General features: G+C 73.2%; 21 protein-coding genes. 11 read left to right on the forward strand and 10 right to left on the reverse strand.

The features are described 5' to 3' along the window. Position 1 precedes the first annotated feature (1 nt). From ABZW17_RS10450 to ABZW17_RS10475, 6 genes are all read left to right on the forward strand, one after another. Positions 2 to 307 carry a DUF1883 domain-containing protein gene (locus ABZW17_RS10450; RefSeq protein ID WP_354811784.1) on the forward strand — a complete coding sequence of 102 codons (306 nt, stop codon included), beginning with the start codon at positions 2 to 4 and terminating at the stop codon, positions 305 to 307. A 619-nt stretch (positions 308 to 926) separates the two neighbouring features. Further along, positions 927 to 3,386, forward strand: a complete 2,460-nt coding sequence (locus tag ABZW17_RS10455) for a DUF5127 domain-containing protein (protein ID WP_354811786.1) — start codon at positions 927 to 929, stop codon at positions 3,384 to 3,386. A gap of 24 nt (positions 3,387 to 3,410) precedes the next feature. Next, positions 3,411 to 4,556, forward strand: coding sequence for a type III PLP-dependent enzyme (locus tag ABZW17_RS10460; RefSeq protein ID WP_354811788.1), 1,146 nt, complete (start codon positions 3,411 to 3,413; stop codon positions 4,554 to 4,556). Beyond that, positions 4,549 to 4,908 (forward strand): adenosylmethionine decarboxylase, encoded by a 360-nt coding sequence (gene speD / locus ABZW17_RS10465; protein WP_354811790.1) that lies wholly within the window; start codon positions 4,549 to 4,551, stop codon positions 4,906 to 4,908. The genes ABZW17_RS10460 and speD overlap by 8 nt, the downstream gene beginning before the upstream one ends. Beyond that, positions 4,908 to 5,780, forward strand: a complete 873-nt coding sequence (locus ABZW17_RS10470) for a spermidine synthase (RefSeq protein ID WP_354811792.1) — start codon at positions 4,908 to 4,910, stop codon at positions 5,778 to 5,780. Before speD ends, ABZW17_RS10470 begins: the two co-directional genes overlap by 1 nt. A 185-nt stretch (positions 5,781 to 5,965) precedes the next feature. After that, positions 5,966 to 6,592, forward strand: coding sequence for a DUF4360 domain-containing protein (locus ABZW17_RS10475; protein WP_354811794.1), 627 nt, complete (start codon positions 5,966 to 5,968; stop codon positions 6,590 to 6,592). Positions 6,593 to 6,659: 67 nt separating this feature from the next. On the opposite strand, the gene ABZW17_RS10480 is transcribed toward ABZW17_RS10475, so the two are convergent. Together ABZW17_RS10480 and ABZW17_RS10485 are read right to left on the reverse strand one after the other, a co-directional pair. Beyond that, positions 6,660 to 7,070, reverse strand: coding sequence for a hypothetical protein (locus ABZW17_RS10480; protein WP_354811796.1), 411 nt, complete (start codon positions 7,068 to 7,070; stop codon positions 6,660 to 6,662). A 269-nt stretch (positions 7,071 to 7,339) separates the two neighbouring features. After that, complete coding sequence (locus tag ABZW17_RS10485; RefSeq protein ID WP_354811798.1) at positions 7,340 to 7,774, reverse strand: MarR family transcriptional regulator; 435 nt, start codon at positions 7,772 to 7,774, stop codon at positions 7,340 to 7,342. A gap of 74 nt (positions 7,775 to 7,848) precedes the next feature. On the opposite strand from ABZW17_RS10485, the gene ABZW17_RS10490 reads away from it, so the two are divergent. Beyond that, complete coding sequence (locus ABZW17_RS10490; RefSeq protein ID WP_354811800.1) at positions 7,849 to 9,912, forward strand: MMPL family transporter; 2,064 nt, start codon at positions 7,849 to 7,851, stop codon at positions 9,910 to 9,912. Between the two features lie 3 nt (positions 9,913 to 9,915). Here the strand turns inward: ABZW17_RS10490 and ABZW17_RS10495 are convergent, their stop codons facing one another. Next, positions 9,916 to 10,296 (reverse strand): MerR family transcriptional regulator, encoded by a 381-nt coding sequence (locus ABZW17_RS10495; protein ID WP_354811802.1) that lies wholly within the window; start codon positions 10,294 to 10,296, stop codon positions 9,916 to 9,918. Positions 10,297 to 10,343: 47 nt separating this feature from the next. On the opposite strand from ABZW17_RS10495, the gene ABZW17_RS10500 reads away from it, so the two are divergent. Beyond that, positions 10,344 to 11,138 (forward strand): MBL fold metallo-hydrolase, encoded by a 795-nt coding sequence (locus ABZW17_RS10500; protein ID WP_354811804.1) that lies wholly within the window; start codon positions 10,344 to 10,346, stop codon positions 11,136 to 11,138. On the opposite strand, the gene ABZW17_RS10505 is transcribed toward ABZW17_RS10500, so the two are convergent. From ABZW17_RS10505 to ABZW17_RS10535, 7 genes are all read right to left on the reverse strand, one after another. Next, positions 11,135 to 11,488 (reverse strand): STAS domain-containing protein, encoded by a 354-nt coding sequence (locus ABZW17_RS10505; RefSeq protein ID WP_354811806.1) that lies wholly within the window; start codon positions 11,486 to 11,488, stop codon positions 11,135 to 11,137. The two genes, ABZW17_RS10500 and ABZW17_RS10505, sit on opposite strands and share 4 nt — an antisense overlap. Further along, positions 11,485 to 12,555 (reverse strand): cobalamin-dependent protein, encoded by a 1,071-nt coding sequence (locus tag ABZW17_RS10510; RefSeq protein WP_354811808.1) that lies wholly within the window; start codon positions 12,553 to 12,555, stop codon positions 11,485 to 11,487. The genes ABZW17_RS10505 and ABZW17_RS10510 overlap by 4 nt, the downstream gene beginning before the upstream one ends. Next, on the reverse strand, positions 12,552 to 14,180 hold the full coding sequence (locus ABZW17_RS10515; RefSeq protein WP_354811810.1) for a PP2C family protein-serine/threonine phosphatase: 1,629 nt from the start codon (positions 14,178 to 14,180) through the stop codon (positions 12,552 to 12,554). The genes ABZW17_RS10510 and ABZW17_RS10515 overlap by 4 nt, the downstream gene beginning before the upstream one ends. Next, the gene (locus tag ABZW17_RS10520) at positions 14,173 to 14,571 is read right to left on the reverse strand and encodes an ATP-binding protein (RefSeq protein WP_354811812.1); all 399 of its coding nucleotides are present in this window, start codon (positions 14,569 to 14,571) and stop codon (positions 14,173 to 14,175) included. Before ABZW17_RS10520 ends, ABZW17_RS10515 begins: the two co-directional genes overlap by 8 nt. 92 nt (positions 14,572 to 14,663) lie before the next feature. Then, positions 14,664 to 15,047 (reverse strand): STAS domain-containing protein, encoded by a 384-nt coding sequence (locus ABZW17_RS10525; RefSeq protein WP_354811814.1) that lies wholly within the window; start codon positions 15,045 to 15,047, stop codon positions 14,664 to 14,666. Positions 15,048 to 15,147: 100 nt separating this feature from the next. Continuing rightward, entirely contained in the window at positions 15,148 to 16,317 is a 1,170-nt protein-coding gene (locus ABZW17_RS10530; RefSeq protein WP_354811816.1) for a VanZ family protein, read from the reverse strand. Between the two features lie 75 nt (positions 16,318 to 16,392). Then, entirely contained in the window at positions 16,393 to 16,587 is a 195-nt protein-coding gene (locus tag ABZW17_RS10535) for an antitoxin (protein ID WP_354811818.1), read from the reverse strand. Between the two features lie 316 nt (positions 16,588 to 16,903). Here ABZW17_RS10535 and ABZW17_RS10540 point away from each other — a divergent pair, with 316 nt between their 5' ends. From ABZW17_RS10540 to ABZW17_RS10550, 3 genes are all read left to right on the forward strand, one after another. After that, on the forward strand, positions 16,904 to 18,586 hold the full coding sequence (locus ABZW17_RS10540; RefSeq protein ID WP_354811820.1) for a sulfatase: 1,683 nt from the start codon (positions 16,904 to 16,906) through the stop codon (positions 18,584 to 18,586). Positions 18,587 to 18,703: 117 nt separating this feature from the next. After that, entirely contained in the window at positions 18,704 to 19,942 is a 1,239-nt protein-coding gene (locus ABZW17_RS10545; protein ID WP_354811822.1) for a GGDEF domain-containing protein, read from the forward strand. Positions 19,943 to 20,095: 153 nt separating this feature from the next. Then, positions 20,096 to 20,425, forward strand: coding sequence for a hypothetical protein (locus ABZW17_RS10550; RefSeq protein WP_354811824.1), 330 nt, complete (start codon positions 20,096 to 20,098; stop codon positions 20,423 to 20,425). Positions 20,426 to 20,762: the final 337 nt, after the last annotated feature.

The following is a 20,762-nucleotide window of genomic DNA, read 5'->3' on the forward strand; positions in this document are numbered from 1 at the left end:
AATGGAACCGAGCGTGTTCGACCTCGGGAAAGTGCGAAGAGACGCGGTGGTCACCGTCCGCCTGGACGCGATGGCCAACGTCAGGCTGCTGACGGCGGTCAACTTCCAGGCCTACCGGCGCCGGCAGTACTACCGGATGCACGGCGGGGTGGCCACCGCGCCGATGTTCAAGATCCACATCCCGGCCAACGCCCACTGGTTCCTGGTGATCGACGTCGAGGGCCTCGAGGCCCGGCCCTTGCGCCCGAGGGTGAGCGTCGAACCGGAAGCAGCGGTCGCGTCCCGCGGACGCACCGGCCCCCGGTGACCACCGGCGGCCCCGGCCCGCGGCCGGGGCCGCCGCGACGGTCCACAGTGGCCGGTGGTTTCCGGCGGCGAGGCACGGGCGGGTGAGGGCTGCGCCGGTTCGGGTCGCGCGAGGAGCGTGGCCGGCCTTGCTTCGGGCGCACGGACCGCTGCAACCGACCACTCGCACCACGATCGCCCGGCGAAGGAGGCAATACCGCGGCGGCCGAAGCGGCCGCTGCCGCCGGATCCCGCGGCATGGCTCTGCCTCGGCCGCGCCGCCGCTCGCCCGCCCGGCGGCGCCGCACCCCGCTGTCCGGTCGCGCTGCCGCTCGTCCGGTCGCGCTGCCGCTCGCCTGGCCGCGCTGCCGCTCGCCCAGCCGCGCCGCCGCTCGCCCTGCCGACGGCGCCGCACCACTCGCCGGTCCCACGCCACCACCCGCACCGGACCTGCGCCTCCCGTGGTCCGCCCTCACCCCAACCCCGACCTTCGGCGGATTTACAACGTTGTACCAACGATGTAAAACCAACCCTGCGCCGTTCGCCGCTCGCCGTGGAAGGGGCCACCGATGTCCTCCCGAGAACGCGATCACCTCACCCGACGATCCCTGCTCCAGCTCGCCGGAGCCTCCGCTGCCGCCGTGGCTGCCGCTCTCTGGCTGCCCGGGACCGCGTCGGCCGGGACCTTCAGCCCGATCCGGCCGCCCGCCACTCCGCTGATCGTCCGCTCGCCCTACCTGTCCACCTGGCAGGCCGCCGATAACCTCGCCGGGACCTGGTCGAGCTTCTGGACCGGGCACATCACCGCCCTCTGCGGCCTCGCGCGCATCGACGGGACCGCCTACCTGTTCGCCGGCGCGCCCGGCAGCCCGGCCGCCACGCCGATGACGCAGGTCAGCCTGCAGGTCACCGGCACCCGCTCGACTTACGTCCTCACCGGCGGCGGCGTGAACCTCACCGTCACCTTCTTCTCGCCCGTCGACCCCGCCAACCTGCAGCGCCAGTGCGTGCCGTTCGGGTACGTCACCCTCCAAGCCGCCAGCGCCGACGGCCGGGCGCACACCGTCGACCTGCACTTCGACACCTCCGCGGAGTGGGTGCACGGCAACACCGCCACCCCCGTCACCTGGACCCAGCAGCAGTCCAACGGCTACACCCTCCTCAGCTGCACCCCGGCCACCCCCGGCGTCCTGCAGGAAAGCGGCGACCAGGCCAGCTGGGGCTCGCTCGTCCTTGCCGCACCCACGTCCGGGACCACCTGGCAGATCGGGCAGGACACCGTCGTGCGCGCCGCCTCGGCGGGCCAGGGCACCCTGAACAACACCGGCGACACCGCGCAGCCGCGCGCCATCAACGACCGCTGGCCCGTGCTCGCCTTCAACAAGAACCTCGGCACCGTCCCGGCCGGCGGCACCTCCGTCCCCTTCACGCTCGCGATCGGGCACGTCCGCACCCCCGCCGTCCGCTACCTCGGCACCGAACTGCGGCCCTGGTGGACGCACTACTGGGGCAGCTGGCCGGACATGGCGGTCTGGTTCGCCAACGACTACGCCGCCGCGCTGGCCGCCGCCACCGCGATCGACCAGCGGCTGCACGACGACGCCGTCGCCGCAGCCGGGGGCGGCAACACCGGCGAGCACTACGCCGGGATCTGCGCGCTCGCGCTGCGCCAGGCCTTCGGCGGGACCGAACTGGTCGACCGGGGCGGCTCGCCGTGGGTGTTCCTCAAGGAGATCTCCTCCAACGGCAACATGTCCACAGTGGACGTCAGCTATCCGGCGTTCCCCGCCTACCTCTACCTTTCGCCCGGTTACCTCAGGCTGCTGCTGGAGCCGCTGCTCGACTACGCCGAGCGCGGCGGCTGGCCGATGCAGTACGCCGAGCACGACCTCGGCACCCACTACCCGGACGCCACCGGGCACAACGACGGCAACGAGGAGAGCATGCCGGTCGAGGAATCGGCCAACCTGCTGATCATGGCCGCCGCCCTGGTGCAGCGGCTGCCCCAGGCCGACGCCGCCGCCTTCGCGACCACCCACTACCGGATCCTGCGGCAGTGGGCCGAATACCTGATCGCGAACACCCTCGACCCCGGCTTCCAGAACCAGACCGACGACTTCACCGGCTTCATCGCCCACAGCGCGAACCTGGCGCTGAAGGGCATCATCGGCGTCGGCGCGATGGGGATCATCGCCGCCGCGACCGGGAACGCGGCCGACGTCCAGCGGTACCGCTCGACGTCCCGCAGCTACGTCAGCCAGTGGGTGACGCTCGCCGAGGACGGCCAGCACCTGCGCCTCGCCTACGACCAGCCCGGCACGTGGAGCCTCAAGTACAACGGGTTCGCCGACCGCGTGCTCGGCCTCGACCTCGTCCCGCTCGGCGTCGCGGCGCAGGAGGCCGCCTGGTACCAGGCCCGGGCCGGCGCGCACGGCGTCCTGCTCGACCCGCGCAACAACTACACGAAGGCCGACTGGGAACTGTGGACCGCGGCCTGGCTCACCGACCAGCCGAACATCCGCACCACCCTGGTCGAGGGCGTCTACAGCTACGCGAACACGACGCCGCAGCGGGTGCCGTTCAGCGACTGGTACGTGGTCGCCGACGCCACCCAGCGCGGTTTCCAGGCCCGCCCGGTCGCCGGCGGCTACCTCGCGCTGCTCACCCGCCCGGCCGCGTCGGCGACGGTGTGGCGGAAGCTGCAGAACCAGCGCTCGGGCAAGGTCCTCGCCGTGTCGGAGATGTCGCTGGCCGACATGGCCGAGGTCACCCAGTGGACGGACAACGGCACCGCCGACCACCTGTGGGCCGTGGTCGACAACGGCGACGGCACCGTCCGGATCGTCAACCGCAACAGCGGCAAGGTCCTCGCCGTGCACGACCAGAGCCTCGACAACGGCGCCCACGTGCAGCAGTACCGCGACAACGGCACCCCCGACCACAACTGGCGGATCGTCGACGCCGGCGGCGGCTGGTCGAAGCTCGTCAACGTCCGCAGCGGCAAGGTCATGGCGGTCGACCAGCAGTCCACGGCGGACGGTGCCCAGGTGACGCAGTGGGACGACAACGGGACGCCGGACCACCTGTGGCGGTTCGCCTGATGACCGTTTGCGACACTGGCGCCCGTGTGCGCCGACTTCACCCGGATCCGCCGGTTCCTCGCCGAGCGGGAGCCGCCGACGCCGTGCCTGGTCGTCGACACCGACGTCGTCGCGGCCCGGGCGCGGGAGTTCCGGGCGGCGTTCCCGGACGCGCTGATCCGGTACGCGGTCAAGGCCAACCCGGCTCCGCCGGTGCTCGACGCGCTGGTGGCGGCCGGGATCGGCTTCGACGTCGCCGGGCCGGCCGAGGTCGGGCTGTGCCTCGGCCGCGGCGCCGACCCGGCCGACCTCGCGTACGGCAACCCGATCAAGAAACCGTGCGACATCGCCTTCGCGTTCGGGCGCGGCGTCCGGGAGTTCACCTCGGACGCCGCGGCCGACGTCGACCACCTCGGCCGGCACGCGCCGGGCTCGGCCGTGTCGATCCGCGTCGTGCTCGACACGCCGGACTCGGCGACGCCGTTCGGCCGGAAGTTCGGCTGCGCCCCGGCCGAGGCTCTCGACCTGGTGCGGCGCGCGGCCGCGCGGGGGCTGCGGCCCGGCCTCGCCTTCCACGTCGGCTCGCAGCAGCCGGACGTCACCGCGTGGGAGACCGGCATCGCGACGGCGGCGAAGCTCTTCGCCGAGGCCGCGGCGGAGGGCGTCGCGATGACGCGGCTCAACCTCGGGGGCGGGTTCGCGACCACCCACCGCACCGCCGTCCCGCCGCTGGCCGCCTACGCGGCGACGATCGAGGCCGCCCTCGGCGCGTACTTCCCGGCGGCCCGGCCGGAGCTGCTGCTGGAGCCCGGCCGGGTGCTCGTCGCGGACGCCGGCCTGCTGCGGACCGAGGTCGTGCTGGTCGCGCCGCGGGACGGGCGGCGCTGGGTGTACCTCGACATCGGCCGCTACAACGGGCTCGCCGAGGCCGAGAACGAAGCGATCGCCTACCGCTTCGAACCGGTGGACGCGGCCGGCCCGGCCGGCCCGGTGGTGCTCGCCGGGCCCACCTGCGACGGCGACGACGTGCTGTACCAGCGGACGCCGTACGAACTGCCCCTTTCGCTGCGCACCGGCGACCGGCTCGACCTGCCGGGCACCGGCGCCTACACCGCGAGCTACGCGTCGGTCGGGTTCAACGGGATCGAGCCGCTGCGCACGTACTGCATCGGGCGGTGGGGCGATGCCTGACATCGGCCGCTTCACCGGACGGCACGTGCTCGCCGAGCTGCACGGTGTCGACCCCGTCCTGCTCGACGACCCGGACCGGCTCGGGGAACTGCTGCGGGCCGCGGTGACGGAGGCGGGCGCGACCGTCCTCGACGTCGTGGCGCAGCGGTTCGCGCCCCAGGGCGCCACGGTGATCGCGCTGCTGGCCGAGTCGCACGCGTCCGTCCACACCTACCCGGAGCACGGGTCGCTCTTCGCCGACGTGTTCACCTGCGGCGACCGCGCCGATCCCGAGCACGCCCTGCGGCTGCTGGCCAAGGCGCTGCACGCCGCGCCGGTCCACCTGTCGGTCCTCCACCGGGGAGAACGCTGATGCCCCTGATCCACGAACCGGTCGGCGACGGCCTCACCCGCGTCTGGGAGGTCGGCGACGTGCGGTTCCACGCGCGCACGCCGTACCAGGAGGTGCTGATCGGCACGACCGCGCAGGGGGTTTCGCTGTTCTGCGACGACGAACGCCAGAGCACCGAGGCGAGCCAGCTGGTGTACCACGAAGCGCTGATGGTGCCCGCCCTGCTGCTGGCCGAGCGGGTGCGGCGGGTGCTCGTCATCGGGTCGAGCGAAGGGGTCGCCTGCGAGCTGGCGGTCGCCGCCGGGGCGTCGCTGGTCGACCACGTCGACATCGACGAGCAAGCCGTCCGCGCCTGCGCCGGGCACCTGCCCTACGGCTACACCCCGGCGGACCTCGCCCGGGCCGAGGGCGGGGCCGGGCCGGTCCGGGTGTCCTATGCGGACGGCTGGGCGTTCCTGGCCGCGGCGGCGGACCGGGGCGACACCTACGACGTGGTCGTGATCGACCTGCCGGACGAGAACGCCGACCCGGCCGCGCAGCACAACCGCCTGTACGGCACGGACTTCCTCGCCCGCTGCGCGCGGCTGCTGGCGCCCGGCGGCGTGGTGACCTGCCAGGCGGGCTGCCCGACGCTGTGGCGCAACGAGACGCTGCGCGCGTCGTGGCGGCGGTTCCGCGAGGTGTTCGGCACGGTGCTGTACTTCGGCTCGGACGAGCACGAGTGGGCCTTCCTGACCGGCCGTGCCGACCGGGTGGCCGAACCGGGCGCGCTGGTGGCGCGGCGGTTCGCGGAGCGGGGGAGCCCGGCGGCGACGCTGGACGCCGAAGCGCTGCTCGCCGGGGCCACCCCGCCGTATTCCCTCCGGCACGGCGCTGGTCCGGACCAGTCTTGACCTTCGATTCCCCGAATATCGCACCCCGCGAAAGGGGAAATAGCGGGAAATGGATTTCCCGTGCACTCACGCCGAGTCGTGTTACTCCGTTCAGTGGCCGTCGAAAAGGTTGCGATCGCGCTACGATCCTCTCCGCGCGCGATCATCATGACCACTTGGCACCGTGGCCCGTTTGGAGGAGCGTCATGCTCGGTATGTCGGTCGTTGCCGCATTGATTCTGTCCGCCTTCGTCGCCCCCGTCGCTTCCGGGGCCGACTCGGTTCCGTCCGAAAAGATCACGCTCGACATCAAGACCATCAACGGGTCCGGCTGCCCGGCGGGCACGGCCACCGCCTCGGCCGACGTCGCGTCGGACAACACGGCGTTCACGGTGCACTACACGAACTTCACCGCGAAGGCCGGTGGTGGCGTCTCGGCCCTCGAAGGCCGCAAGAACTGCCAGATCAACGTGCTCGTCCATGTGCCGCAGGGGTTCACGTACGCGATCGCCGAGGCGGACTACCGGGGCTACGCGCACATCGAGAGCGGCGCGAGCGCGCTCGAACAAGCCAACTACTACTTCACCGGGACGGCGCCGACCGCTCGCGTGCGGCACACCTTCCCCGGCCCGTTCAACGGCGTGTGGCGGGCCGCCGACGTGACCGACGTCGACGAACTCGTGTTCGCGCCGTGCGGGGAGAGCCGCAACCTGAACATCAATGCGGAACTGCGGGCCGACGCCGGCACTTCTTCGGCGGGCAGTTTCATCGAAATGGATTCCGAACACGCGAGCGTGGACACGATTTACCACTTCGCATGGAAGACCTGCTGAATCCGGTCGCCATTTCGGGTCGGCCCGCTCACCGGAACCCCAGCCGGTGAGCGGGCCGTAACGGTGTTCAAACGTGGGTGACCAGCAGGGTCACGCCCGCTTCGCCGCCGCAGTCGACGAACACCGGCCCGACACCGTTGCCGATATGGGCGGCCAGGTTCGCCTTGGCGACGAACCGGTCCGGGCCGGTTTCGAGGATGCGGATGTTCTCCAGGACCGGGTGCTCGGGAAACCCGCCCAGCACGGACTTCAGCCCGGTGCCGCCGCCGCAGTTCCCGGTGATGGTCACTTCCTGGCCGCGGTGGGTGGTGGGGTTCGGGCTGACCTGCACGGTCGCCCGGGCCCCCTTCGGTGGTTGCTGCACGCTCGTCTTCCCCTCGGTGGATCCCGGATCCGCCGACGCGCCGCCGGTGATCCCGATGCCGGCCGCCACGACCAGCACGGCCACCCCGGCGGCCGCTTTCCTGGTGCCACGCATGGTTTCTCTCCTCCCTGGAACCCGGACTCCGGACGCCGGATCCGTGGAGTCAGTCGCCGGTGCGCCGGCCGAGGTTCTCGGGGGGGAAGAATGAGACGTGGCTCACAGGTCAAGGGTCAGCCGTGCACGGGTGGGTGCTCGGTTTCGGCGGTGGGCACCAGGCGGCATCGTCGTTCGAACCGCTCCATCAGGACGGTAGCGATCAGGAGGGCCACTGGGGTGCTCACCGCGATCCACATGTAGGAAGAGCTACCCAGCCCCGGCCGCGGTCAATCGCCCGCCGACAGCCGGGTGATCAGATCGAGCAGGCCGGCGCGGAAGGCGTCGTCGTCGCCGAGGCCGCCGAGCAGGGCGGGTTCGGCGCGCACGGCCTCCTCGTGGACCGCCCGGCCGCGCTCGGTCAGCCGGGTGAGCTGGCGGCGGCCGTCGGCCGGGTCCGCCGTCCGGGTGATGAACCCCGCCCGGGCCAGGCGGTCCAGGGTGCGGCTCATCGTCTGGTCGGTGACCTGGCAGCGCTGGGCCAGCGTCCGCTGGGGGAGCGGCCCGTCGCGCAGGGTGTGCAGGGCGATCAGGCCCGCGTGGGTGAGCCCCATGCCGTCGAGCACGGCCACCCAGCGTTGTTCCACCAGCCGGGCGGCGGCGGCCAGCAGCCGCCCCGTGGGCCAGGTGCTCCAGTCGGGTTCGGGGGCTGTGCTCACCGTCACTCCGGGTCGTCGTGCAGAATGTTCAGCTTGCTGAACAATTGGGCGTGTTCGCGCTCGAAAGGACCTTAGCGACCATGAACGAGACCCCGCGCCGCCTCCGGTGGCTGATCCCCGCGCTCCTGGTGGTGGCCTGGCTCGCGCTGGGCGGCTTCGGCGGCCCGTTCGCCGGGAAGCTCTCCGAGGTCGCGAAGAACGACAACGCCGCCTTCCTGCCGCGCTCGGCCGAAGCCACCGAGGTGTCCGACGAGCAGAAGGCGTTCACCCCGCGCCAGGTGCTGCCCGCGACGGTCGTCGCCGAGCGCACCAGCGGCCTGACCGCCGAAGACCGGCGGTTCCTCGACACCAAGGCGCAGGAACTGGGCCGCGTGCCCGGCGTCGCCGGCCCGCTCGGCAAGCCGCAGCAGGCCCCGCGGGACGACCAGGCCGTGCAGCTGTCCGTGCCGGTGTTCGCCGACGGCAACCCGGCCGACGTCGTCAAGGAGGTCCGGGCCCACCTCGAGGGCGCCCCGCCCGGGCTGACCGTGCTCGTCACCGGGCCGGCCGGGCAGATCGCCGACCTGGTGAAGGCGTTCGGCGGCATCGACGGCATCCTGCTGCTCGTCGCCGGCGGTGTCGTCGCGCTGATCCTCGTCGTGGTCTACCGCAGCCCGCTGCTGCCGTTCCTGGTGCTGCTGTCGGCGGTGTTCGCGCTGGGGCTGGCCAGCCTCGTCGTCTACCTGCTGGCCAAGAACGACGTCCTCGCGCTCAACGGCCAGAGCCAGGGCATCCTCTCGATCCTGGTCTTCGGCGCGGCGACCGACTACGCGCTGCTGCTGGTGGCGCGGTTCCGCGAGCAGCTGCGCGACACGCCGAGCCGGTTCGACGCCCTGAAGCTGGCCTGGCGCGCGACGCTCGAACCGATCGCGGCGTCGGCGGGCACGGTCGTGCTCGGCGTGCTGTGCCTGCTGTTCAGCGACCTCAACTCGAACAAGGGCCTCGGCCCGGTCGCGGCCATCGGCATCGGCGCCGCGCTGCTGGCGTCCACCACGTTCCTGCCCGCGGCCCTGGCGCTGTGCGGGCGCGGCGCGTTCTGGCCGTTCAAGCCGGCGCTGGGCTCGCCGCACCCGGAGACCGCGGGGATCTGGGGCCGCGTGGCGCGCCTGGTCGGCCGCCGCCCGCGGGCGGTCTGGGTGGTGACGGCGCTGGTGCTCGGCGTCGGCGTCGCGTTCCTGCCGCAGCTGAAGGCGTCCGGCACCGCGCAGTCCGACGTCTTCCTGACCCAGGTCGAATCGGGGACGGGGCAGGAGATCCTCGGCCGGCACTTCCCCGGCGGCCTCGGCGCGCCCGCGATCACGATCGCCGACGCCGGCGCGCTGCCCGCCGTGCTGAAGGCGTCCACAATGGACGGAGTGGCGCAGTCGATCCCGTTGCCGGGCCCCGACGGCCGCCCGAAGGTGGTCGGCGGCCGGGTGCAGATCCTGTCGGTGCTGACCGACCCGGCGGACTCGGAAGCGGCGGTCACCACGGTGGCCAGGCTGCGCGACGCGGTGCACGCGGTCCCCGGCGCGAACGCGAAGGTGGGCGGCCCGACCGCGATCCAGCTGGACACGCAGCAGACGTCGAAGCACGACCGCGCGCTGATCATCCCGATCGTGCTGCTGGTGATCTTCCTGGTGCTGGCCCTGCTGCTGCGCTCTTTGCTGGCGCCCCTGCTGCTCATCGCCACGGTGGTCCTGTCGTTCGCCGCGACGATGGGCGTGTCGGCGCTGGTGTTCAACCACCTCCTGGACTTCCCGGGCGCGGACCCGGTGGTGCCGATGTTCGGGTTCGTCTTCCTGGTGGCGCTGGGCATCGACTACAACATCTTCCTGATGACCCGGGTCCGCGAGGAGGCGCTGACGCGGGGAACGCGCGAAGGCACGCTGCGCGGGCTGTCCCTGACCGGCGGCGTGATCACCTCGGCCGGCGTCGTGCTCGCGGCGACGTTCTCGGCGCTGGCGGTGATCCCGATCCTGTTCCTGGCGCAGATCGCGTTCATCGTCGCGTTCGGCGTGCTGCTCGACACGCTGCTGGTGCGGTCCCTGCTGGTCCCGGCCCTGACGGTCGACGTCGGGCGGCGCATCTGGTGGCCGTCGAAGCTGGCGCGGGGGGAGCGGTAGGGACTACCGGTCGATCGCCGCCTTGAAGTCCGGGCACTCGACCAGGGGTGCGTGGGTGCAGGCCGCCGCGTGGCGCAGGCTGGCGCGCATGCGCGTCAGCCGCGCGATGGTCTCCTCCAGCTCGGCCGCCTTCTGCGCCATCCGCTCGCGCAGGGCCGCGTCGCTCGGCGTCGCCACCAGGAACCGGGCGATCTCGGCGATCGTGAAGCCCGCTCCGCGGGCGCACGCCACCAGGTCCAGCCGCGGCAGGACGTCCGGGTGGTACGTGCGCCGGAGGCCGTTGCGGCCCGCCGGCTCGATCAGGCCGCGCTTTTCGTAGAACCGCAGCGCCGAGGGGGCCAGGCCGGCCTTCTCGGCGACTTCGGCGATGTCGAGCAGGGTCATGACCGCCTCCTTGACTTGAAGCGTAGTTCAAGTCGGACGATGGCCGCATGAAAATCCACCACCTCAACTGCGGGTCCGTGCGGCCGATCGACGCGCCCGGCCTGCCCACCGCACCCGCCGTCAACCACTGCCTGCTCGCCGAGACCGACCACGACGGGCTCGTCCTCGTCGAAACCGGTCTCGGCCTCGACGACGTCCGCGACCCGGCCGCCACCCTGGGCGGCGACTGGGTCGCGATGGCCCGGCCGCGGCTCGCCGAGGCCGAGACCGCCGTCCGGCAGATCGCCGGGCTCGGCTTCGACCCGGCCGACGTGCGGCACGTCGTCGTCACCCACCTCGACGTCGACCACTGCGGCGGGCTGCCCGACTTCCCGGCCGCCCGGGTCCACCTCCTCACCGCGGAACTCGACGCGGCGCTGGCCGAGGCGCCGAGCTTCCGGTACCGGCCCGCGCACTGGGCGCACGGCCCGAAGTGGGAAACCTACGACGCACCGGCGGGCGACGACTGGTTCGGCTTCGCATCGGCGCCCCTGACCGGCCTGGCGGCGGACATCCGCCTGGTGCCCCTGGGCGGCCACACGGCGGGCCACGCCGGCGTCGCGGTCCACGACGGCACCCGCTGGCTCCTGCACTGCGGCGACGCCTACTACTACCACCGCGAGCTCGCCGCCGACCCGGAACCGCACCCGGTGCTCGACGTGGTCCAGACCCGTTCGGAGCTCCACCACGACCTGCGGCTGGGCACCCAGGCCCGGCTACGCGAGCTGGTCCGGCGGCACGGGGACGAGGTGACGGTGTTCAGCGCCCACGACCCGTGGGAGCTGGCGGAGCTGCAGGCCTAGGAGTCGCGGCGTGCGCGGGTGTCCGCGGTCTCGCCCGTCAGGTACCTCGCCGTGCCGGTCAGGATGAGCAGGCGGTCGAGGGCCGGCCGGCGGTTGTCCAGGTGCAGGCGGGCGCCCGCGGCCGTCACCACCCGGTACACCTGCAGCAGCTCCGAGAGCCCGGACGAGTCGCAGAAGCCGATCGCGCCGCAGTCCAGGTGGACCTCGCGGACGCTCGCGTGGCCGGCCAGCCGCTCCGTGACCAGGCGCGTCAGCAGCCCGGCCGTCGCGAACTCGAGGTCGCCCGCGATCGTCACGTGGGCCGTGGTGTCCTCCGGCGTGCTCCACGTGCACGTCAGGGCGGTGGTCATGCCGGGAGCTCCGATCCGGCGGCCTGTCCCGCCAATTCCGTGCGTGCGGTGCGGAGCAGGCCGGTGGCCCGCGGGAAGTCCCGCAGCTGGGCCTCGAGCAGCTCGAGAGCGGGTACCAGGGAAGCCGCGGGAACGCCGCGCGCGGTGAGGATTCCGGCCGTCCAGGTCAGGAATCCGGTGAACAGCTCGGAGTCGCCGACGTAGAGGGCCGTGGCCAGGAACTCGACGATGTGTGCGACGTCCTCGGCGGCGTATTGGCGCTGCAGATCGGTGTAGGACCGCACCGCCGGGATCCGCTCTTCCAGGCCGGCCAGCACCGCCTTCACCAGCCGGCCCGAACTGCGCGTGACCAGCGTGTACTCCTGGTCGGCCAGGTGCGGCAGGTCGTCGAGCGGCTGGTGGGCCGTGTGCGGCCGGGGGAGGGGCCGGGCCAGCCGGTCGGCGGCCGCCCGCGCGTCCGGGGCCCACGCCTCGGCGCCCAGCAGCCGGGCGTAGCGGCCGTCGTGCCCGAAGGCGGCGCCGCCCGCGATGACCGGGGTCGCCGCCGCCTGGCACGCGGTGATCGTCGCGTGGGCCGTCGGCAGGCGGGTCGCGATCGAGCCGGACAGCGCCACCGCGTCCGGGCCGGTCCGGTGCAGGTGGGCCACCAGGTGCGGGGCCGGCACCTGCGCGCCGAGGTAGTCGACCTGGAACCCGCGCAGGCGCAGCACCTCCGACAGCAGCCGGGCCGGCATCGCGTGCCATTCGCCGTCGACGCAGGCCACGGTGATCCGGCCCAGGTGCGGCTCGGGGCGGCGCAGCACGTAACCGAAGGTGGCGATGACGCGGTCGTTGATCGCGGTCGCCGCGTGCTCCTGCGCGACGGTGAGCCGGTTCGCGGCCCACTCCCGCCCGACCCGCCGCTGCACCGCGCCGATCACGTCGAGCAGCACGCTCTCCGGGTCGGTCCCGTCGCCGAGGGCCTGGATCACGACGTCGCCCGCGGTGTACTCGTCGCCGGTCGTGACGGCGGCCCAGAGCCGTTCGGCGTGTCCGGCCACCCCGGTGCTCCGGGTGACGGTGCTCATGCGGTGTACCTCCCGCGCCCGTGGCCGCCGACCGCGGCCAGGTGCTGCCCGCGCGGCGCGGTGATCGCCAGCACGGCCATGTCGTCGTGGGTGCCGCGCCCGATCCACTGCGAGGCGAGCATCTGGACGCGCTCGACGACGGCGTCGGCCGGCATGTTCGCGCACTCGGCCAGAGCCTGCTCGAGCCGGTCTTCGCCGAACATGGCGTCGCCGAGCGGGCCGCCCTTCGCCTCGATGATCCCGTCGGTGTAGAGCAGGCAGGTCTCCCCGGGCTGCAGGGTGACGTCCGCGCTCACCGACTCGATCTCCGGCAGCACGCCGATCAGGCTGCCCTGGCTCTCGGCCTCTTCGACCCGGCCGTCGGTCCGCACGATCAGGGGCGGCGGGTGCCCGGCGCAGGTCACCCGCAGCCGGACGTTCGCGCCTTCGCGCCGCGCGGAGGCCAGCACCAGGGTGACGTACCGGGCGTCGGCGTTGTCGCCGAGCGTGCGGTTCAGCAGGTCCAGCAGCCGGTGGTGGTCGCCGGCCATCGGCAGCAGGGCCCGCAGCGTGGTGCGGATCTTCCCGGTCAGCACGGCCGCGTCGAGGCCCTTGCCGCAGACGTCGCCGAGCACGGCCAGTGACTCGTCGCCGTCGGCGGTGATCGCCGAGTGGACGTCGTAGAAGTCGCCGCCGATCCGCTCGCCGTCGCGGGCCGGGCGGTACCGGCCGGCGAACTCGACGCCGCCGAGCTGCTCGAGGGTGGGCGGGAGCAGTTCGCGCATCAGCGTGTCGGTGATCGACGCCTGCAGCGCGAACACCCGGGCCGCCGACATCGCCGCTCCCGCCCGCGCCGCGAACAGCCGGGCGAAGAGCTCCTCGGAATCGGTGAACGACCCCCGGTCGCCGCGGCGCAGCAGCACCAGCGCGCCGGCCGGGACGCCGTGGCCGGGCAGCGGCGTCACGACGATCGAGCCGACCGGCCCGAAGCCCTCCGGCAGCACCCAGGACGGCGCCGCGTCCGGGTCGAGCCAGCGCGAGGGCACCGGGGGGAAACCCTGCAGCGCCTCGCCCAGGCCGGGCAGCTCGTCCGGGTCGATCTCCAGCCGGGCCCGGGCCGGCTCGCCGCCGCGCACGCACGAGACGGCCGGGAAGGTGCTGCTGGTGGTCGGGGCCAGGACGAGCGCCGCGTCGGCGAGGTGCTGGGCGGCCAGCCGGGCGGCGACCTCCATGCAGCGGTCGAGGTTGAGCGAGCCCAGCAGGGCCGCGGAGGCGTCGCTGAGGAACGTGGTCCGCTCCTGCTCGCGGGCCAGCGCGTCACGGGCCGAGCGGGTGTCGGTCTCGTCGAGCAGCCACCACGTCACGGCGTCGCCGTGCGGGATCGGGTGAGCCGCGAAGCACCGCTCGCCGATCTCGCCGCGGACGACCCCGGCCGAACCGGTTTCGTGGGCGCTGACCAGCCAGTCCGCGACCGTGCCCGCGACCGGGCGGCCCGCCGCGGCGGCGGGGAAGAGCCGGCGGGCGGCGTCGTTGAGGGACCGGATCACCCCGGCGTCGTCGGCCACCAGGGCGGCGACGGGCGCGGTGGTCCAGCCCCGGGTGCCGTCGGCCGCGACGGCGGGCGCGGTGCGCGCCGGGTCAGCCACGGGCCCCGGCCGGGTCCGGGTCGGTGGCCAGCTCGGCCCACAGCGTCTTGCCGCTGGGCCGGCGCAGCTGCCCCCAGGCGGCGGCGCAGCGTTCGACCAGCAGGAGCCCGCGCCCGCCGTGGTCGGACGGCGTCCGGCGCCGGGCCGGCTCGCCGCCGCTGTCGTCGACCTCGATGCGCAGCTTGGCGGCGCCGGGCAGCAGCCGCACGTGGTAGGGCGCGCGGCCGTGGCGCAGGGCGTTCGACGTCAGCTCGTCGACCACCATGACCGCGGTGCTGACGAAGGTCGCCGGGAACCCGCGCAGGACCGTGCGGACCCAGTGGCGGACCCGCGCCAGTTCGGCGAGCTCGGGGGAGATGCCGAGTTCGTGCCGGACAGATCGGAGTTTCACGTCCGCCTCCTTCGCCGTGCCTGACCCCCCGGGGAGGCCCTCCCCTTCTTCATGCCCGGAACCGGGGCCGCCGACACGGGTGTCCGAGGTCGTCATGCCGCACCCCAGGAGGTTTCGACCGATTCGAGCGCGGGGTGCACCGGCATGACGTCGCCGAGACCGAGCAGGGTGATGGGCCGGGAGACGGCCGGCTCGGCCGTCACGACGGCGAACCGGCCGCCCGCCGCGTGCAGCCGCCGGGCCAGCCGGAGCAGGACCTGCAGGCAGCTGGAGTCGCAGTACCGGACTTCGGTCATGTCGGCGACGACCCGCGTGACGCCGTCGTCCGGCGTGAGCAGGTCCGCGAGCCGGGGTGAAACCGCGAAGTCGAACTCACCGCGCAGGGTGTAGACGCTGAAGTCGCCGGTCTCGTGCGCTTCGAGTGACCAGCCGTCACCGGAGAACCGCTGCCGGGGCCGCGCTGCGTCGGTGGTCATGGTCAAGCTCCAGGATGGGGATCGGGAGGCGGGCTGGCGGCTCAACCCGTTCCGGACGCAATCTACCAGCGCTGTCGACCCCGGGCAGCACGGTGTCCCGTCACCGTCCTTTAAGGACTTCCTCCGGCCGGGCGGGTTCGGGCGCCGGCTCGGGGTCGGCGGCCGGCGGCACGACGGCGGTGTTGACGGTGCGGGTCAGCCGTTCGTAGGGCGCCCGGTGCTCGTCGTCCAGCAGCACGGCCAGCGGCGTCCACACCCCGACCACGAACACCGACGCGGCCAGCGCGACCGGGAGCAGCAGCCGCTCGGGGTGGGTGCCGAGGTCCCAGTGGTCCAGGTCCAGCAGCAGCCAGGTGAGCCACAGCGGCGAGAGCAGGACGCCGTTGCGGACCAGCAGCGCGACCGGCCCGGCCCGGCGGCCGCCCCGGCGCGTCACCCGCAGCAGCATGGCCCGCTTGCCGGGTGTCGACCCGGTCACGGCGGGCAGCACCACGAACCAGACGAGGGCGAGGATGACCACCGGCGTGTCGCGGTGGCGCAGGTCCTCGCCGAACAGCGTCAGCAGGCCGAAGAGGAACCCGAGCAGCGCGGCGAACCCGAGCAGGTCGGTGGCCAGCGCGAACAGCCGCCGGGTGAAGGTGACCTTCGCCGCGTACCGGCGCCGGTCGTGCTCCGGTGCCGGCGACGGGAGCAGCCGGCCGAGCGGCCCGGCCAGCAGCCAGCCCACGACGACCCCGGCGGTGTTGAGGATCAGGTCGTCGACGCTGAACAGGCGGTACGGGCACGGGTAGACGAACCAGAGGCCGGTCAGCTGCGTCAGCTCGAAGAACAGCGACACGCCGAAGCCGACCAGGGTGGCGGGCAGCAGCCGCATCCGCTGCGCGTACCGCACGTAGAACCCGAGCGGGGCCAGCATCACGACGTTGAGCGCGGTGGTCCAGACCGCCGGGTTGTGCAGCAGGGCGCCGGGGCTCCAGTGGCCGCGGGCCCGCTGGGACACCACTTCGACGAAGTAGAACGGCCGCAGCTGCGGAGAACTGGCGTAGGTGTGCCCGGCGCAGTAGGCGGGATCGGCCGGCAGCGGCAGGACCGTCTGCATCGCGATGGCCAGCAGGTAGAAGAGGAAGGTGTAGAAGACGAACGTCGGCCAGCCGCCGGCCCGCCCGCGGCGCCGGTAGCTGACGAAGGCGGCCGGCAGCATGACGGCCAGCACGAGGAGCGGGAAGAGCAGCAGGGCGGTGCGGACGGGAACGAGGTAGGTGGCGACCACGGAGCCGGTGGTACCCAGCCGCGGCGGGGGTGAAGCGTGGTTCCCCCGGACGGCTGGGCGATCACCGGCGGCCGGTCACTGCGGGGGCGCGTCCTGCTGGCCGCCGCCCTGCTTGTGCAGGAACTCCTTCGCCTTGTCGGAGCCCTGGTCGATCTTGTCGGCGTGGTCGCCGAACCGCTGCTTGGCGGCGTCGGCCGCCTTGTCGATGCCCTGGTCGGCCTGGTCGGGGTGGTTCCCGAGCGCTTCCTTCGCCTTGTCGAACAGATTCATCGGTTCGCCTCCCGGTGCGGAATCGATCTTCGGACCTCCCGAGGAGAACACCGGTGGCCGGGGCGTGCAACGGTCGCTCACCTGTCCCGGGGGTTCTCGGCGTTTTCGCGGGTGAAAGGTGCGGGGACGGGGTTTGCGCCGGGTGCCCGCGGGTAACGGCGGCTCTTTTCGGTGTTGCCGCGAATGCGCGGATCGTCCCCGCACACCGCCGGCCGCGTGAACCGCCGGGCGCCCCGGCCCGTATACCGGGTGAGGATCGCCGGCCCCGCCGCACGGGCCGGGCGGTCGCCGCCGCGAACCACTACGTGAGGCCCGCATGCTCCGACTCACCGGCCCGGTCACCCCGGCCGCGCCCCTGACCGACTTCGGCCTGCCCCGCACCGCGCGGCGGCACGCCGTCGCGAGCCGGGTGCTCACCGGGCTCGCCGCGCTGCTCGTGCTGTTCGCACTCCTCGCGCCGGACGATCTCACCTCCTTCTCCGCCGAGGCCCTCGTGCGCGTGCCCGTCGAGGGGTTGCTCGTCGCCGCGCTCGTGCTGGTCCTGCCGCCGCGGCCCCGGCGCGTGCTCGCCGTCGCCTTCGGCCTCGTGCTCGGGCTGCTCGTCGTGCTGAAGGCGCTCGACACCGGCTTCTACGCCACCCTCGAGAAGCCGTTCGACCCCGTCTACGACTGGAGCTTTTTCCAAGCCGGCGTCGAGTTCCTCGCCGGGCAGGTCGGGGACGCCGCGGCCGTCGCCGCGCTCGCCGGGGCGGGGCTGCTCGCCGTGGCCGTCGTCGTGCTCATGGTGCTCGCCACGCTGCGGCTGAGCCGGGTCGCCGCCGGGCGGCGGACCGGGGCGACCCGGGTCGTGGCCGTGCTCGGGGTGATCTGGATCGTCTGCTCGGTCTTCGGCGTGGAAGTCGCGCCGGGCCAGCCCGTCGCCGCGCAGAGCGCCGCGGCGCTGGCCTACGGCGACCTCCGTCAGGTCGGCGCCGACCTGCGGGATCAGCGGCCGTTCGGCGAGGTGGCCGCGGAAGACGCGTTCCGGGGCACCCCGGGCGCGCAGCTGCTGAACGGGTTGCGCGGCAAGAACGTCGTGCTCACCTTCGTCGAAAGCTACGGCCGGATCGCCCTCGACGACCCGGGTTTCGCCCCGAAGATCGGCGCCACGCTCGACGCGGGCACCGCCGAACTGCGCGCGGCGGGCATCGGCGCCCGCAGCGCCTTCCTCTCGTCTTCGACGTTCGGCGGCGGCAGCTGGCTGGCGCACTCGACCGTGCAGTCCGGGATGTGGATCGACAACCAGCAGCGCTACAACGACCTGCTCGCCAGCGACCGGCTGACCCTCGGCGGGGCCTTCCAGCGGGCGGGCTGGCGGACCGTCTGGGACGTGCCCGCGCACACCAAGGACTGGCCGGAGGGGCAGCGGTTCTACCACCCGGACGCCTACTACGACGCCCACCACGTCGGCTACCGGGGCCCCGGGTTCGCCTACGCCACCATGCCCGACCAGTTCACGATGTCGACGCTGCAGCGCACCGAGCTCGCGAAGGCGTCGCCGCAGCGGCCGGTGATGGCCGAGGTCGACCTCGTCTCCAGCCACGCGCCGTGGTCGCCGCGGCCCTGGCCGGTCGACTGGAACCAGGTCGGGGACGGCTCGGTCTTCGGGCCGATGCCCGCCGCCGGCGAAGCACCGGAGTCGGTCTGGAAGGACCCCGCGAAAATCCGCGACGCCTACCGGGATGCCACCGACTACTCCCTGAAAACGCTGATTTCGTTCGTGCAGCACTACGGCGGTGACGATCTCGTACTGGTCTTCCTCGGCGACCACCAGCCGCCGGTGGTCACCCCGCAGGGCGCGGTGCACGACGTGCCGATCACCATCGTGGCCAAGGATCCACGGGTGCTGGACCGGATTTCGGGCTGGGGCTGGACGGACGGCCTGCACCCGGCCGCGCAGGCGCCGGTCTGGAAGATGGACTCCTTCCGCGACCGGTTCCTCACCGCGTTCGCGCACTGACCGTCCACTTCGGACACAGCGGCGGCCCCGCTCCGGGCTTCCGCCCGCCGCCCGGTGCGCCTATCGTGGGGGTGCCGGGCGGGGGAGCCCGGCCGATCCACGAACACGGGAGGGTAAGTGGATCCGCAGGGGGACTTCACGGCCGTGCACCCGTCAGGAGGCACCCGGCTGCGCACCGCGCCGCCCGGCGTCCTGCCGTACTACCTGGCGGTGGAGGCCGCGGCGGTCATCTTGCCGTTCCTCGTGCCGTCGACCGCGCCGACGGCCCGGGAATGGCTGTTCTTCGCGATCCTGCTGGGCTCGGCCCTGGCGCAGGCGGAGCTGTCGGCCCAGGCCGAGCGGATGCAGCGGTTCCTGGCGCGCAACCCGCACGTCAGCCTGAGCTCGGTCTGGATCTTCGCCGCCGCGCTGGTGATGCCGCCCGGGCTCGCCGCCGTGCTGACGGTGCTGATCTACGCCCACGCCTGGGCGCGGACGGCGGACGTGCCCGGCGTGCGGCCCTACCGCGTGACGTGCTCGGTGGCGACGTGCGTGGTGACCGCGTTCGCCGCGTGGGCCGTCGCCGGCCTGTTCGGCACCGGTGCGGGCGCGCCGGGAGTCGCCGCGGCGTTCGCCGCCGGCCTGACGTTCTTCCTGGTCAACACGGTGCTGGTGATGATCGGGTTCAAGCTCCACGACCCGTCCCGGCCGTGGCTGTCGCTCGCCGGGTCCGTGCCGGAGAACGTGCTCGACGCGGCCACGCTGTGCTTCGGGGCGGTCGCCGCGGTCCTGCTCACCGCGCGGCCGTGGCTGGTGCCGCTGCTGGTCCTGCCGCTGGTGCTGCTGCGCCGCGGTGAGCTCGGGCGGCAGCTCGCGCTGCGGACCCGCGACCACACGACCGGGCTGCTGACCATCGCGGAGTGGCGGGCGCGGGCGGAGGCCGAGCTGGAACGGGCGCGGCGCACCGGCGGCGCGTGCGGGATCCTGATGATCGACCTGGACCACTTCAAGCGCGTCAACGACACCCACGGCCACCTGGCCGGCGACGACGTCCTGCGCGCGGTCGCCCGGGCGGTCCGCGGCGAGGTGCGGATCTACGACGCGGTCGGCCGCTTCGGCGGCGAGGAGTTCGTGGTGCTGCTGCCGGGCATCGGGCAGGCCCACTCGGCGGCGGTCGCCGAACGGATCCGCGACGCGGTCGCGGGCCTGGCCGTCGAGACGGCCGACGGGCGCCGGATCGACGGGTTGTCGGTGTCGATCGGGGTGGCGGTGCACCCGGCGGCGGGCAGCGGGGTGGACCAGGTGCTCGGCGCCGCGGACAAGGCCGTGTACGAGGCGAAGCACACCGGGCGGAACCGGGTTTGCGTGCGCCGGTGAGGAATTCCCCTCCGGCCGGGGGCGCGGGCTAGCCCGGATGGAGCAGTGCCGTGACTGTCCGCTGCACGCGGATTCACTGGCCCGATGAATTGCCGGTAATTCTCGCGCACTTCTACGCTCATCGAGTCGGGTCTCCGTATCGAGGAGTGGGTCATGCGCAGGAAATGGGCCGTTTTATCGATCGCCGTGCTTTCCTTGGTGGGTCTTTCGGCCGCGCCCGCGGCCGCGTCCGGCGGGGACTTCGCGCCACCCGGCTGTTTCGGCGAGCGCTACGGGATCCTCTTCGGACAGGGCGTCTCGGTCAGCTGCTTTCCCGGTGCGGGCTACGGATACCGGGTGATCGCGCACTGCACGACGGGCAGCGCGTTCTGGTTCGTGGTCGGCCGGCCGGTGCCGTACGGATTCGGTCCCGCGGTCGCCGAATGCGAGGGCTCACTGCTCGCACCCGTCGAACTGGTCGCCTACCAGGTCGACGAAATCTGATTTCGGCCCGGAACCGCCCGGCCGCCGTTCCCCGGCGACCGGGCGGTGCCGTGCGCGATTTCGCGCCCGGCAATGGCGCGGGGAGGCCGGGGACGGACGGGCACGTCGGGTGCCCGGCAGACTCCCGTCCGGCTCGCCGCGCGCGGGCCCGTGGTGTACTTGGTTCAGACCTTTGGCAACGCGGCCGGGAAGGGGCGGCGGCACGGCGCGGGTGAGCCGGGTGCGGCCCGCGCTCCTGTCGTGCGCGAGAAACCGTTGCGTATCAAGGTGTTAAGTCAATTCCTCCACAATGGACGGCCGATCCGGAGTTCCGGACAGAAGACCGGACAAACCTGGA

The organism is Amycolatopsis sp. NPDC004625 (genome assembly GCF_040609695.1).
In the GTDB taxonomy this organism is placed as follows: Bacteria; Actinomycetota; Actinomycetes; order Mycobacteriales; family Pseudonocardiaceae; genus Amycolatopsis.